This is a genomic window from Dolichospermum sp. UHCC 0406, assembly GCF_009712025.1.
Classification (GTDB): domain Bacteria; phylum Cyanobacteriota; class Cyanobacteriia; order Cyanobacteriales; family Nostocaceae; genus Dolichospermum; species Dolichospermum lemmermannii.
In genome coordinates this window covers 265,443-279,705 of the sequence record NZ_VILA01000026.1, presented here as the reverse complement: position 1 = coordinate 279,705, position 14,263 = coordinate 265,443, and the positions used below count along the sequence as shown (strand labels likewise).

Below are 14,263 nucleotides of genomic sequence, written 5' to 3'. Positions count from 1 at the left end.
TATAAACGTCTTTTCTTTTTTATCGGCGGGCATCCTGACTCACCATATTATGGCTCACAGTTGCGGGACAGCGCCGGATTTGCACCAGACTTTCCCCCTCACGTCCAATGGCTGTTCCCCATCAGAACCGATTTTGGTAACTATATCACATAAAAATAAGAAATAAATCACAATATCACGTTGTTAATCTGCAAGGTGGCAAAATAAATCTAGTGTCAATTTACCCAACTACTTACAAATCATTAAAAGTTGTGTTACACCTAAGTTGAAACTCAACAGACTGAATACCGTTTTGGAAATTTACCACGTCGGTAAAAACAATGGGTTCTGGAGTTTGATTTACTCACCCCAGAACTCAAGACTATTCTGCAAATCATCCCACAAATTATTGGCTTGAAAAAAAATTCTACAACTTCACGTCAGGGGGAAGCAGCACTTTGTCAATTACATGAATTACGCCGTTACTAGCTTTGACATCTGCTTTGGTAACTTTAGCATTACCTATAGTGACTCGACCTTTCTTAACTTGAATCTTTACTGAAGCACCTTCAACTGTTTTGACATCACCAGCCTTGATGCTTTTAGCAGTAATTTCCCCAGGAACTACATGATAGGTCAAAATCTTGACTAAGGTGGCTTTGTTTTCTGGCTTCAACAGTTTTTCTAAAGTTCCTTTTGGTAAAGCTTTGAATGCGGCATCTGTAGGTGCAAATACGGTGAATGGTCCTTTAGCTGATAATGTTTCGACTAAACCAGCAGCTTTGATAGCTGCTACTAAGGTTGTAAAAGAACTGTTACCACTGGCTACTTCTACAATTGTCCCAACAGTCTTTGTACTGGTATGGGGTGTAGCAGGTTTTGCCACAGGCTTAGTTCCAGCGAAAGCGGGAACACTGACGAAAAGAGTTGTGGCTGCAATGGCAATACTAACTGTTTTGGTAAATAGGGAATTCATTGTTTTTCACGGTTAAAAGTGTTTAAGATGTGAAAATTCTTGTTAATTTATCTTCACAATAGAAACTGTAACAGAATTTAACAATTTATGTCTGTTGATAACTATTCTGTCAGCATTGCCAATAATTGCGCCTCAGTCAATTGGCTAATTTCCAACTTCCGCGCTTTCTCTAACTTAGAACCGGCATCTGCACCTACAACTAAAAAGTCTGTTTTTCTGCTAATTGAATCAGTAATTTTACCGCCTGATTTTTGAATTAAAGCTTTGGCTTCATCGCGTTTTAAAGTTGGTAATGTGCCAGTAACAACAAAGGTTTTACCAGCAAATTTTTGATTAATTTCGCCCACAGACTGGGCTGCTGTGCTGTTTGCTAATTCTAAACCAATAGCCTGGATACGGGATATTAAGGTTTGATTGGCTGGAGTACGAAACCATTGATAGACTGATTGGGCGATTTCTGCACCGATACCATAAACACCTGCAATATCCGATTGTCTGGCGGCTGTTAAGTCTTCGACGGTGGTAAACTTCTCTGTTAATAATTGGGCGTTGACGCTGCCAACGTGACGGATGCCTAAACCATATAATACTCTAGCCCAGGGTTGCGTTTTTGATTGGGCGATCGCATTGATCAATTTTTCCGCCGATTTTTTTCCCATGCGTTCTAATGCACACAAGTCTTCTATTTGCAAGTCATATAAATCAGCCACGGAATGGACTAAGCTTTTATCTACAAGTTGATACACTAGCTTTTCCCCGACACCTTTAATATCTAACGCGTCACGACTGACCCAATGTTCAATTTCACCCTTGAGAATGGCGGGACAGGAAGCATTTATACATCTAGTAACTGCTTCTCCAGTTTCCCTGACTACTAGCTGTCCACAGGCTGGACAATGGGAAGGCATAATGAAAGGTTGGGTATTAACGGGACGTAGTTCTTTGATTACCCGGACTACTTCGGGAATGATTTCCCCGGCTTTGCGAACAATCACGGTGTCGCCAATACGGATGTCTAATTGTTCAATGCGATCGCTATTATGTAAGGTAGCACGGGAAACTGTTGTCCCCGCTAATTGTACGGGCAACATTTCCGCTAAGGGAGTTAATGCCCCGGTTCTGCCAACGTTAACAGTGATTTTTTCTACACGGGTGGGGGCTTCTTCGGCGGGATATTTTAAGGCTATAGCCCAGCGGGGAAACTTCTGTGTAAACCCCAATTGTTCTTGCAGTCTAAAAGTATTTAATTTGACGACAACACCATCTGTCATATAGGGAGAATTCAGCCGTTCTGTATCCCAATATTGGTAATATTCAACAACTTCAGCAATAGAATGGCAGAGTTTATGGTTGGTATCAACTCGAAAACCAAGTCTTTGCAATAATTCCAAAGCTTCCCATTGGGTATTGGCAATACTGGAATCATCCAACCCGGTAATATGCAAAGTATAAGCAAAGAAATCTAACTGTCGTTGTGCGACAATGCGAGAATCTAATTGTCTGAGCGTACCTGCTACAGCATTGCGCGGGTTAGCAAATATTTGTTCACCGGCTTTTTGTCTTTTCTGATTAATTTCTTTAAACACCTGTAAAGGTAGAAACACTTCTCCCCGTACTTCCACTTTAGCAATATTTTCTAAACCGTCAAAATTCAAACGCAGGGGAATTGAGCGAATAGTTCTCACATTTTGGGTAATCTCTTCACCCATTACCCCATCTCCTCTCGTTGTCCCCCTGACTAAAACTCCATTTTCGTAAGTTAATGCTAAAGCAGCACCATCAATTTTCAACTCAGATACATATTCTATTTCTCCGTCATTATACTGAGTTGGTGAGTGTCGCCGCCACCGTTGATCCCAATTTTGCAATTCTTCAATATTAAACGCATTTTCCAGGCTGTACAGGGGGATATTATGACGGACTGAGGTAAAATGGGCAGCAGGTCTTTCACCGACGCGCTGAGTCGGACTATCAGCAGTAATTAATTCGGGATTGTTAGTTTCTAATTCTTGCAACTCTCGATACAGCCGATCATAAACCGTATCTTCCATAATTGGCGCATCTAAAACATAATAAGCGTAGCCTGCTTTTTGTAGCAAACATCGTAGTTCTTCTATACGTTTGGTTTCAGGTTGAGTTGACATCATGAGTTTCATAGCAAAAAATAATAACAGTGGGACTTTAATTATAAGGAAAGTAGTAAGCAATCATGACTCAAACTTTTACATATCAACCCCCTATCATTATCGCTCATCGCGGCGCAAGTGGCTACCGTCCTGAACATACTTTAGCAAGTTATGAGTTAGCAATTGATTTAGGTGCTGATTATATTGAACCTGATTTAGTGATAACTAAAGATGGTATTTTGATTGCCCGTCATGAAAATGAAATATCAGAAACTACCGATATTGCTAATCATCCAGAATTTGCTCATTTAAAAACTACGAAAATTATTGATGATCAAATTAAAACTGGTTGGTTTACAGAAGACCTTACCATAACAGAAATCAAAACATTAAGAGCGAAAGAACGCATTCCCCAAATCCGTCCCCAAAATACAGCTTATAACGGCATATTTACTATTCCCACTTTTCAAGAAATCATTGATTTAGCAAAGCATAAAAGTCAAACAATTGGCCGCCATATTGGCATTTATCCAGAAACCAAACATCCCAGTTATTTTCAATCTGTTGGTTTACCATTAGAAGCCACTTTATTATTGAATTTGCAGGAAATTAATTTACCGATATTTATTCAATCATTTGAAGTTAGTAATCTGAAAGAATTATCTCAGAAAACAGATTTGCCATTAGTGCAATTAATTAATAATATTGGTAAACCTTATGATTTTGTGATTGAGAATGATCCTCTGACTTATGCAGATTTATTAACGCAAAAAGGGTTAAGAGAAATTGCGGAATATGCCCAAGCAATTGGTGTCCATAAAAACTTATTGATTCCTAGAGATAATTATGGTAAATTATTATCACCGACATCTTTAATTATAGATGCTCATGCGGCTAATTTACAAGTTCACGCTTGGACTTTTAGAAATGAGGATTTTTTCTTACCTTTAGACTTGCAAGGAAATCCGCAAAAAGAATATGAAATATTTTTTAGTTTAGGTATAGATGGTGTATTTAGTGATTATCCAGATATAGCTTTAACTGTCAAACTCAATGAATAATTTATCATTCAATCGCTTAACTCAAGTTGCTAAACTTTTTCTCAAATTAGGCATTATTGGTTTTGGTGGACCAGTTGCCCATATTGCCATGATAGAAGATGAAGTAGTTAAACGTCGTCAATGGTTGACACAAGAACATTTTTTAGACTTATTAGGGGTAACTAACTTAATTCCTGGACCCAATTCCACAGAAATGGCTATTCATATAGGATACATTTATGCAGGGTGGTTAGGCTTAATTGTTGCGGGAGTTTGTTTTATTTTCCCTGCGGTTTTAATTACAGGTTTATTTGCTTATTTATATATCAATTATGGGACTTTACCCCAAGTTTTACCTTTACTTTATGGAATTAAACCTGTTGTTTTAGCAATTATTATGAATGCTATTTGGGGTTTAGGAAAAAAAGCGGTAAAAACTCGAAAATTACTCATCATTGCTATAGCAGTTGGCTTAATTACTGGGTTTGCTAAAGTTAACGAAGTTATGGCTTTATTACTAGGAGGAATATTAGGAATGATTTGGTTACGCAGTGGTAATCAAATTAATTTAATGATAATTGGTTTAACTACAAGTACATTTTTGCAAACTACTGCAACTGTGAATACAGCTATAAATAATCATGTATCTGTACCTTTGTGGCAATTGGGTTTATTTTTTCTCAAAGTTGGTAGTGTGCTGTTTGGTGGTGGTTATTTATTAATAGCATTTTTACAAGGAGGATTAGTAGAAGAATTCGGTTGGTTAACACAACAACAATTATTAGATGCTATTGCTATTGGGCAATTTACTCCTGGTCCTGTACTTTCTACTGCGACATTTATTGGTTATATAATTGCTGGATTTCCGGGGGCAATTGTGGCAACTGTGGGAATTTTTCTCCCCTCATTTTTACTTGTTGCTGCTTTAAATCCTTTCATGAATCCTATTCGTAATTCATCTTGGACAAGACCTTTTTTAGATGCTGTCAATGTGAGTGCTGTAGCTTTAATGGTATTAACTACAATTCAATTAGGAATAGCTACTTTAATATTACCCAAAGCTAATTCCATAGATTTGTTAGGTTTAGCAATTGCTGTTATTTCCACAATTTTAGTTATTCGTTACCATATTAATACCGCTTACTTGATTTTGGGAGGTAGCATGATCGGTTATCTTGGGTATAACTATATGATTATGTAGTTATATTGTTCACTACAAAGATTGTTGCCACGATGGGTCAAAAATGCCGCCATTTTGTGTAAAATGCTGAATATAACCCACATTTGCACTCACAACTTTTATACAACGTCAACAAGTTAGCAGGAAATTTCACGATGAAATGGTATTATGGACTACCATCCGTATTGATGGGGGTATCAATAGCCCTACTTCAGCCGCAAGCAGTAACAGCAATATGTAGTAATAATCAAGTAGATGCCATTGCCAAAAAAATCACCGTATTAGTATTAATTAGTGGCGCAAAAAACGGTTCTGGTTCTGGTATAATTATTCAGCGTAACGGCAATACTTACACGGTTCTCACTGCCTATCATGTTGTTAAAGACCCTAATTCTCAATATCAAATAGTTACTCCTGATGGTCAACATTATCGAGTCAATTATCAGACCGTCAAACAGCCGACTAATAACATAGATTCAGCGGTTTTACAATTTACCAGCAATCAAAATTATCCAGTCGCTAAAATCGGTAATTCTGATACAGTCAAAAGACTGACTAATATTTATCTAGCTGGTTTTCCGGGTAAGAGAGGAGGGGTGAGAGTACCTCCCGTTTATGATTGCCGCGACGGACAAGTTATTGCTAATGCTACTCAGACAATTGTAGAGGATGGCTATACTTTATTTCATAAAAGTTCTGCACGGCCGGGGATGAGTGGTGGGGCAGTTTTGAATGAACAAGGTGAAGTGATAGGGATTTTTGGTAAAGGTGAAAATCCCTCTTTTGAGACTGTGAGAGGAGCAGGTAGAAATTATAGTATACCCATTAACACTTTTATTAAATTGTCCGCAGGAGTTGGTGTAAATTTGGGAATTAGTCTGCCTGACGTGCCGAATGCTGGGACACCACAAGCGGATGATTATTTGGTTCAAGCAGACTATAAGTTGCATAAAAGAGACTATAGTGGGGCAATAGCAGCTTATAATGAAGTAATTCGCCTTAATCCTAACTATGCCGAAGCCTTATTATATCGCAATCGTGGTTCTAGTTACTATGCTCTAGGAGACACGCAGGCTGCAATAGCTGATTTTAATGAGGCTATCAAGATTAATCCTGACGATGCCAAAGCCTACGCAGTCAGAGGCATTGCTCGGTATAAATTGGGAGATAGGCGTGCAGCAATACGTGATTTCAATGAAGTTATCAAAATTAACCCCGACGATGCCAGGGCCTACGCAGGCCGAGGGATTGCCCGATACGAATTGGGAGATAAACAGGGAGCTATAGCTGACCTGAAAACAGCAGCAAACCTATCTGCACAGCAAGGAAATAAGAAGTTGTATCAAAAAGTTTCAGAATTATTGAGGATTTTTCAGCGGTATTTTTGATAGGTGGATTCCCTAACCACAGGCTCACAATCGGGTTCTCAGATTTTCAACTACTAAGCTGTACTAAGCTGTTACGTAGCTAAATTTAATATTTTGTAGCCTAGAGTCCTTGCAGTCAGGCTTTTCGGTAAAAAAGTGAATGCGTAAAAGTTGATGAATGCAGTATTAGACCTGTCCGAAATTCCTTGTATAAAAAATTTACCATTTGTCCTCTCACCCTTAATAACTAAATTTCACCGATACTACGGGTTTTTTTTGGCTTTATCTGCTAGAATTTCCCCATTGCGATGGCTATACCCACCGCAAGTATCGCTTGCTTCTTTACGTCATACGGGCAATTGTGCAACCGTTGAATCGGAATATACTTATAACCAAAGATACTAAAGCCCGGTTTTGCCAGATATTCAATACAACCACATTCAAAACTACTAGGAAAGGTTACAAAATGGCGTTAACTAAGTTAGAAATAACACCGTAATCCATTTTCACACAATCATTCAACATTACTTCAAAAAAATATTGTTTGGAAACTAACAAACTTATGGTATTATCAGTAGAAAACAGCGGATACGAAGCGAAAACCCAAGAAATTGCTAAACAAGTTTTAGCTGCTAGTCAGGAAAATCGCTCATTTTTATCAGCTTTACGGGACCAAATGCGCTGGGATGATAAGTTACTCGATTGGGCTATGAGTAATCCGGGTTTAAGAGTACAATTATTTCGGTTCATTGATACTTTGCCCGCAATACATAGTAAATCAGAAATCGCCTCCCATATGCAAGAATATTTGGGAGATGAATCGGTAGAACTACCCGCAGCTTTAAAAGCAATCTTAAATTTTGCTAACCCCGATTCTATGCCCGCACAGGTAGCAGCGACAACCGTGGGAACTGCTGTAGAAACTTTAGCACACAAGTATATTTCCGGCGAAAATATTAAGCAAGTCATCAAAACCGTTGAGAGACTGCGAAAAGAGAAAATGGCTTTCACCATTGATTTACTCGGTGAAGCGGTAATTACGGAAGTAGAAGCGCAATCTTATTTAGAAAGATACCTGGAATTGATGCAGCAATTGGTAGAAGCATCAAAAAATTGGGCGAAAATTCCCGCTATTGATGAAGCTGACGGCGAAAATATCCCGAAAGTTCAGGTTTCTGTCAAATTAACGGCGTTTTATTCCCAATTTGATCCTTTGGATGCTCAAGGTAGTGAAGCAAGAGTCAGCAATCATATTCGGACTTTACTCCGTCGCGCTCAAGAACTGAGTGCAGCAGTCCATTTTGATATGGAACAATATGCCTACAAGGATATTACTTTTACCATTCTCAAAAAACTGTTACTGGAAGAGGAATTTCGTCAACGCACAGATATTGGGATGACAATCCAAGCATATCTGCGTGATAGTGAACAAGACGCTAGAGATATCATTGCTTGGTTAAAACAACGCGGTTATCCTCTCAGTATTCGCTTGGTTAAAGGTGCATATTGGGATCAGGAAACTATTAAAGCTGCTCAAAAGCATTGGCCACAACCAGTTTATAATGATAAAGTTGCCACCGATGCCAATTTTGAGACGATTACGCAACTATTACTCGAAAATCATGAGTATGTCTATTCTGCCATAGGAAGTCATAATGTGCGATCGCAATCTCGCGCCATAGCCATAGCGGAAAGTCTCAATGTTCCCCGTCGTCGCTTTGAAATGCAAGTTCTGTACGGCATGGGTGATAAAATAGCTAAAGCTTTGGTAGATAAGGGTTATCGCGTACGGGTTTATTGTCCCTACGGTGATTTGTTACCGGGAATGGCTTATTTAATTCGGCGGTTGTTGGAAAATACGGCGAATAGTTCGTTTTTACGCCAAAATTTAGAAAATCGTCCCGTTGAGGAGTTGTTAGCACCTCCAATTATAGATATGTTTCGCGCAAAGGCGCAAAGGAGCAAAGAAGAGAAGGAAGGTTTTGTTGGTGTTGCGGATACGGATTTTGCGGAGGAGGAGAGAAGGAATAGGTCGAGTTTGGCTTTTGAAAATGTCCGTCAGCAGTTGGGTAAGACTTATTTACCTTTGCTGAATGGGGAATATGTGAATACAACTACTTTTGTTGATTCTCTTAATCCTTCTAATTTTAGTCAAGTTGTTGGTAAGGTGGGTTTACTTAGCATTGAACAAGCTGAGGAAGCAATGAAATTTGCTAAAGCTGCTTTTCCTGCTTGGAAGAAAACTCCAGTCAAACAACGTGCTGATATTTTGCGTCAAGCTGGGACGTTAATGGAACAAAGACGCGCCGAACTTTCCGCTTGGATAGTTTTGGAGGTGGGGAAACCTGTTAAGGAAGCTGACGGGGAAGTTTCGGAAGCTATTGATTTTTGTCTTTATTATGCTGAGGAAATGGAACGGTTGGATAAGGGTGTAATTTATGATGTGGTTGGGGAAACCAATCGTTATATTTACCAACCCAAAGGAATCGCTATTGTGATTTCTCCCTGGAATTTTCCTTTGGCTATTGCTTGCGGTATGACTGTCGCTGCTTTGGTTTCGGGAAATTGTACTTTACTCAAACCGGCGGAAACTTCTTCTGTTATTACTGCGAAGTTTACAGAAATATTAATTGAAGCCGGAATCCCTAAAGGTGTTTTTCAATACGTTCCTGGTAAGGGTTCTCAAGTCGGCGCTTATTTGGTAAATCATCCTGATACTCATGTCATTGCTTTTACTGGTTCTCAAGAAGTAGGTTGTAGAATTTACGCAGAAGCCGCAATTCTCAAACCTGGTCAAAAGCACCTCAAAAAAGTAATTGCGGAAATGGGAGGCAAAAATGGGATCATTGTTGATGAAAGTGCTGATTTAGACCAGGCTGTTGTCGGCGTTGTCCAATCTGCTTTTGGTTATAGTGGTCAAAAGTGTTCTGCTTGTTCACGGGTGATTGTGCTTGAACCCATTTATGATGCGTTTGTGGAAAGGTTGGTAGAAGCCACAAAATCCTTGAATATTGGGGAGACGGAGTTACCCAGTACCCAAGTTGGTCCGGTAATTGATGCTATTTCGCGCGATCGCATTTTGGAGTATATTCAAAAAGGTAAACAAGAAGCAAAAGTCGCTTTAGAATTACCCGCACCCAGTCAAGGTTATTTTATCGGTCCGGTGATTTTTTCGGAAGTACCCGCAAATGGAGTCATAGCCCAACAGGAAATATTTGGACCTGTCTTAGCGGTAATTCGAGTTAAAGATTTTCAAGAAGCAATAGATGTTGCCAATAACACAAATTACGCTTTAACAGGTGGTCTTTATTCCCGCACCCCTTCCCACATTGAACAAGCGCAAGAGTCATTTGAAGTAGGGAATTTATACATTAACCGGAATATAACTGGTGCAATAGTATCTCGTCAACCTTTTGGTGGGTTTAAGCTTTCTGGAGTCGGTTCAAAAGCAGGAGGACCAGATTATTTGCTGCAATTCTTAGAACCACGCCATATCACAGAAAACATCCAACGTCAAGGTTTTGCCCCAATTGAGGGTGCTGAATAATTAGATGATATCACCAGATCCCCGACTTCTTCAAGAAGTCGGGGATCTTTAAATCCTGTCAGTTTCTCAACCCAAGTTACTGTTACTACTCCAGTTCATCCACATTTACCCCACAATCTCCTAATAACTCATCCAAACTATCTGGAAACGTCCTTCTTGTTACCATTTTAGTAAACACATCATAACAGTCATCCTTAGCACCTTCTTTACGCGGAAACCCTAACCATAAAATCACAATTGCTTTTAATTCTGGAGTATCAAACACGCGAAAAAATAGCCGATACCGTTCTGGTAAACCCATTTTTTTGACTCGACTATAGCGTTTTAATGCACCCGTTAAGACAAAATGACTAGCAAAAGGATCAGAAGTAATTTTGGTTTCAATTGCTATAGTAATTGCTGCAAAAAGTTTCACTGTTGCATGAGTTTTAAACTCTGCTTCTGGTAATTGTTCTCGCAAATTAGTAACGCGATTTGATAACGCTTGATATTGATTACCAAATAATTGAGGATGGAAATAAATTTCCCAATTATTACTAACAAATTTACTCATCTTCTAATTGCACACCTTCAATTAGTTGATGAGCATTTTTAGACATTTCTGTTGTATAAGGTTGTAATGTATTATTTTTCAATGCTTCTGTGGTAGCAAAATCAAGAAACAACTGCATTAATAGAGAGTCTTCTGCATCTTCATCATCCTGCAATTGAGGAACAATTCGCACAATTGCTGTATCGGGTGATAAAACCTCAATCCAACCATCTGCATTCGCAAATTGGGGATGTTCACGATAGAAATCAGCAGGAAGTCGAAACCCTGAACTATTACCAATTTTGGTACTACGAATATTGTAGGAGTTACTCATTTGTGGTGTATGTACATGATGTAATTACATTATAACAAACAATAAATAGTGATTTATCAGTAGTTATTGACTATATAAGATTTGTAAAAAATGATATTATACTATAGACAAAATTACACAAATAACCTCTTTTTTCTGCTCAGGGTTTAGAGAATGTCCTGAAAGGAGGTGTATTAATCCAGTGTTTTAGCAAAAATATGGTACAAGAGATATCTAATGTATTGTATGCAAAGTTTGGTAATAGGGTAAACCGTCGTAGTGGAGAGGATATTAGCAGTCAAGTAAAACGCATGAAATTAGCAGTTGAGCCGCAAACCATCAATGTTGCATTGGTTTGGGATACTAAAGGATATGATGCTAATATTGTGTATGTTATTAATCCAGATGGAGGAGATCAAAACCCTATAAAAAAACGTTCCCTGTTTTATGTAGCTGCTACCCGCGCAAAGCAATTTTTAGCTGTTTATAGTTCCATACCTGAACAAAATGCTCCTATCTCTTGAGCGACAACTTATATAGGTTTTTATTCTCCTTAATGATGACTCCTAAAACATCTCTTGCTAATTCAATACTAGATATAAATCAAATTATTCAACCAATTATCGGCGAAATTTGCCATCAAATTACATTTAGTTATGGGGATGAATTACGGTTACATTTTGGTGAAATGATTGCCTATTCCCATCCTAAATTATCACATTTACGCAAAGGAACTTGGCGACTTAACACCAGGGCTACACCTTGGTATTTAATGCTAAGAAATAGTCTTTTCAGTCATTGTCATTCATCTATGTTCGTAAATAATCAAAATGCTGCTGAACTTGCTAAAATACAATTACAGTGTTTGGAAAATAAAAAACTAACTAATTTTGTAATTGATAGTAATAATTTTAAACTCACTTTATCATTTGAGGATCATTACGAACTAATTTTAGAACGAGATTTAGAAGATGATTCTGGGCTTGCTTATTGGGAATTAATGATGCCAAATGAGCAAATTTTAACCGTTGGTCCGGGAATGTTTTGGGAATGTAAATCAATTCATGAACGTTATTAGTCTAGACATCCTAATTCTGACAATATCAACATCCTGTCAATCCTTAAATCCTGGATATCCTGATTCTGACTATCCATTTTAATATATCCCCGACTTCTTCAATAAGTCGGGGATCTGAAACTAATTATCTATTTTTAGGACACTCTGGTAAGCTTTTATCAGCGTAATTACAATCAAAATGAATTAACGCTTTTCTACTAGATTCAAAGACTCCAAATCTATAGCATCGCTTAAATTCTCAGCATAATGCAAGCGCGTATTTTATCCATGTAGACGCGATTTATAACCGCCGGTCTAATTGTATATCACAACTTATAGCTGTTATTAGCGGTGTATATATACCTGAATAAATTCCCGTCAAAAAAAGAGTAAAAATAAAGAAATTGTTATTCAGATAACCAATGCAGCTTATCAGTGCAACCATTCCCTTATTGGCCACAGCCACAGCCACAGCCACCGCAGACAGTTCCATGGTATTAGCCGCTGTCCTGTTAAGCTTAGTCGTAATTTACTTTGCCAGCAAAGTTGGTGGAGAATTATGCAACAAAATCGGCTTACCAGCAGTTTTAGGTGAACTTCTCGGTGGTGTAATTATCGGTGTTTCCGTACTCCATTTGTTAGTCTTCCCAGAAGGTGGTACAGACGCTTCTAATTCCTTAATCATGACCTTCTTGCAACTCACCGCTGGATTAACTCCAGAAGCCACACCACAGGTATTTGCAGCGCAGTCTGAGGTGGTTTCAGTTTTATCAGAATTGGGTGTGATTATCCTCCTGTTTGAAATTGGCTTAGAATCCAACCTCAAAGACCTCATGGCTGTTGGTGTTCAAGCCTTCGTTGTGGCTACAGTGGGGGTAATAGTCCCCTTTGCAGCGGGTACGGTGGGATTAATGACCATATTTGGGATTAGTGCCATTCCCGCGATTTTTGCAGGTGCAGCTTTGACAGCAACCAGTATTGGTATCACCTCCAAAGTTCTTTCCGAATTAGGACGCTTGAATTCTAAAGAAGGGCAAATTATTCTCGGTGCAGCCGTTATTGATGATGTTTTGGGAATTATCGTTCTCGCGGTAGTTGCCAGTTTAGCCAAAGATGGTGTAGTTGATGTGGGTAACGTCATTTATCTGATTATTAGTGCCAGTGCTTTTCTCATTGGGGCGATAGTTTTTGGTAATGTCTTTAATAAATCATTTGTAGCGATCGCAGATCAACTCAAAACCAGAGGTGAATTAGTCATCCCTGCCTTCATTTTTGCCATAATCATGGCTTACCTCGCCTCAGTCATCCATTTAGAAGCCATTCTTGGGGCTTTTGCCGCCGGGTTAGTTCTCGAAGAAACCGACAAACGCAAAGAACTCCAAAAGCAAGTTATCCCCATTGCTGATATGCTAGTTCCAGTTTTCTTCGTCACAGTCGGGGCAAAAACCGATTTGGGAGTCTTAAACCCAGCCATTCCTACCAATCAGGAAGCCTTAATCATGGCAACTTTCCTGATCACAGTCGCCATCATTGGTAAAGTAGTGACAGGCTTAACAGTATTTGGTCAACCCGGCATTAACCGCTTGGCCATTGGTGTGGGGATGATTCCCAGAGGTGAAGTTGGCTTAGTATTTGCTGGTGTCGGTGCAGCTAGTGGTGTCCTCTCAAAACCATTAGGAGCAGCAATTATTATGATGGTTATTATTACCACATTCATCGCTCCTCCCCTGTTGAGATTTGTATTTCCAGAATCAAACACCTCAGCAAATTTAGATAGCAACTCTGGCAAAACATTAGCAGTAGAAACACCACAATCTCTCGTAACTACAAAAGATGATTAGTAATTTGAATTTCACCTCAAATTCTGCTGTAGATATCACAGAAGATAGTTGAAAATTTTCTCTGCTGTAGTTTTTACCTTTACTATATCAGGAGGTTGGAAGAAACTTCTCTCATCCAATCTCCGTCTCCTGGAATCTGGAAACCATCTAATTTTAAAAATGGTTATTATTTCTACCTTTAATTAAATTTACTTTTTGGTTTTCTTTTGGTTTTATAAAACTTTCCTTTCCCCCCATTTTAGTAGCCTTGATAATGTTTTGTATTCCTATTTTTTTTCAGGACAGTTTTTACAGCTTAAAGATGT

11 protein-coding genes and 1 riboswitch are annotated in these 14,263 nt (G+C 38.7%); of the genes, 7 read left to right on the top strand and 4 right to left on the bottom strand.

Annotation, left to right across the window (positions count from 1 at the left end; translation table 11 throughout):
- Positions 1 to 6 precede the first annotated feature (6 nt).
- Positions 7 to 147: riboswitch (cobalamin riboswitch) on the bottom strand.
- Between the two features lie 259 nt (positions 148 to 406).
- Both FJR09_RS21515 and ligA read right to left on the bottom strand, forming a co-directional pair.
- Complete coding sequence (locus tag FJR09_RS21515) at positions 407 to 955, bottom strand: fasciclin domain-containing protein (RefSeq protein WP_015080680.1); 549 nt, start codon at positions 953 to 955, stop codon at positions 407 to 409.
- Between the two features lie 101 nt (positions 956 to 1,056).
- On the bottom strand, positions 1,057 to 3,102 hold the full coding sequence (ligA, locus tag FJR09_RS21510) for an NAD-dependent DNA ligase LigA (RefSeq protein WP_015080679.1): 2,046 nt from the start codon (positions 3,100 to 3,102) through the stop codon (positions 1,057 to 1,059).
- 62 nt (positions 3,103 to 3,164) lie between these two features.
- Here ligA and FJR09_RS21505 point away from each other — a divergent pair, with 62 nt between their 5' ends.
- From FJR09_RS21505 to pruA, 4 genes are all read left to right on the top strand, one after another.
- Positions 3,165 to 4,142 carry a glycerophosphodiester phosphodiesterase gene (locus FJR09_RS21505; protein WP_168653516.1) on the top strand — a complete coding sequence of 326 codons (978 nt, stop codon included), beginning with the start codon at positions 3,165 to 3,167 and terminating at the stop codon, positions 4,140 to 4,142.
- Positions 4,135 to 5,322 carry a chromate efflux transporter gene (chrA, locus tag FJR09_RS21500; RefSeq protein ID WP_168653517.1) on the top strand — a complete coding sequence of 396 codons (1,188 nt, stop codon included), beginning with the start codon at positions 4,135 to 4,137 and terminating at the stop codon, positions 5,320 to 5,322. The genes FJR09_RS21505 and chrA overlap by 8 nt, the downstream gene beginning before the upstream one ends.
- 134 nt (positions 5,323 to 5,456) lie before the next feature.
- Positions 5,457 to 6,689 (top strand): tetratricopeptide repeat-containing serine protease family protein, encoded by a 1,233-nt coding sequence (locus tag FJR09_RS21495; protein WP_015080676.1) that lies wholly within the window; start codon positions 5,457 to 5,459, stop codon positions 6,687 to 6,689.
- A 541-nt stretch (positions 6,690 to 7,230) separates the two neighbouring features.
- A complete protein-coding gene (gene pruA / locus FJR09_RS21490) occupies positions 7,231 to 10,215 on the top strand; it encodes an L-glutamate gamma-semialdehyde dehydrogenase (RefSeq protein WP_168652356.1) in 2,985 nt (994 codons plus the stop codon).
- Positions 10,216 to 10,300: 85 nt separating this feature from the next.
- Here the strand turns inward: pruA and FJR09_RS21485 are convergent, their stop codons facing one another.
- Both FJR09_RS21485 and FJR09_RS21480 read right to left on the bottom strand, forming a co-directional pair.
- Positions 10,301 to 10,768 (bottom strand): type II toxin-antitoxin system YhaV family toxin, encoded by a 468-nt coding sequence (locus tag FJR09_RS21485; protein ID WP_168653518.1) that lies wholly within the window; start codon positions 10,766 to 10,768, stop codon positions 10,301 to 10,303.
- Positions 10,761 to 11,081: a hypothetical protein gene (locus FJR09_RS21480; protein ID WP_148764726.1), complete on the bottom strand. Its 321-nt coding sequence runs from the start codon at positions 11,079 to 11,081 to the stop codon at positions 10,761 to 10,763. Before FJR09_RS21480 ends, FJR09_RS21485 begins: the two co-directional genes overlap by 8 nt.
- Before the next feature lie 197 nt (positions 11,082 to 11,278).
- On the opposite strand from FJR09_RS21480, the gene FJR09_RS21475 reads away from it, so the two are divergent.
- The 3 genes from FJR09_RS21475 (at position 11,279) to FJR09_RS21465 (ending at position 13,958) form a co-directional block, all read left to right on the top strand.
- Positions 11,279 to 11,584 carry a hypothetical protein gene (locus FJR09_RS21475; RefSeq protein ID WP_168653519.1) on the top strand — a complete coding sequence of 102 codons (306 nt, stop codon included), beginning with the start codon at positions 11,279 to 11,281 and terminating at the stop codon, positions 11,582 to 11,584.
- Between the two features lie 32 nt (positions 11,585 to 11,616).
- A complete protein-coding gene (locus FJR09_RS21470; RefSeq protein WP_254433179.1) occupies positions 11,617 to 12,138 on the top strand; it encodes a hypothetical protein in 522 nt (173 codons plus the stop codon).
- A gap of 401 nt (positions 12,139 to 12,539) precedes the next feature.
- Positions 12,540 to 13,958, top strand: a complete 1,419-nt coding sequence (locus tag FJR09_RS21465) for a cation:proton antiporter (RefSeq protein ID WP_168653520.1) — start codon at positions 12,540 to 12,542, stop codon at positions 13,956 to 13,958.
- The last annotated feature ends 305 nt before the right edge of the window (positions 13,959 to 14,263 follow it).

Excerpts from the sequence above, each read along its gene's own strand:
- FJR09_RS21515 (WP_015080680.1), bottom strand. The coding sequence starts at position 955 with ATGAATTCCCTATTTACCAAAACAGTTAGTATTGCCATTGCAGCCACA.
- ligA (WP_015080679.1), bottom strand. The coding sequence starts at position 3,102 with ATGATGTCAACTCAACCTGAAACCAAACGTATAGAAGAACTACGATGT.
- FJR09_RS21505 (WP_168653516.1), top strand. The coding sequence starts at position 3,165 with ATGACTCAAACTTTTACATATCAACCCCCTATCATTATCGCTCATCGC.
- chrA (WP_168653517.1), top strand. The coding sequence starts at position 4,135 with ATGAATAATTTATCATTCAATCGCTTAACTCAAGTTGCTAAACTTTTT.
- FJR09_RS21495 (WP_015080676.1), top strand. The coding sequence starts at position 5,457 with ATGAAATGGTATTATGGACTACCATCCGTATTGATGGGGGTATCAATA.
- pruA (WP_168652356.1), top strand. The coding sequence starts at position 7,231 with ATGGTATTATCAGTAGAAAACAGCGGATACGAAGCGAAAACCCAAGAA.
- FJR09_RS21485 (WP_168653518.1), bottom strand. The coding sequence starts at position 10,768 with ATGAGTAAATTTGTTAGTAATAATTGGGAAATTTATTTCCATCCTCAA.
- FJR09_RS21480 (WP_148764726.1), bottom strand. The coding sequence starts at position 11,081 with ATGAGTAACTCCTACAATATTCGTAGTACCAAAATTGGTAATAGTTCA.
- FJR09_RS21475 (WP_168653519.1), top strand. The coding sequence starts at position 11,279 with ATGGTACAAGAGATATCTAATGTATTGTATGCAAAGTTTGGTAATAGG.
- FJR09_RS21470 (WP_254433179.1), top strand. The coding sequence starts at position 11,617 with ATGATGACTCCTAAAACATCTCTTGCTAATTCAATACTAGATATAAAT.
- FJR09_RS21465 (WP_168653520.1), top strand. The coding sequence starts at position 12,540 with ATGCAGCTTATCAGTGCAACCATTCCCTTATTGGCCACAGCCACAGCC.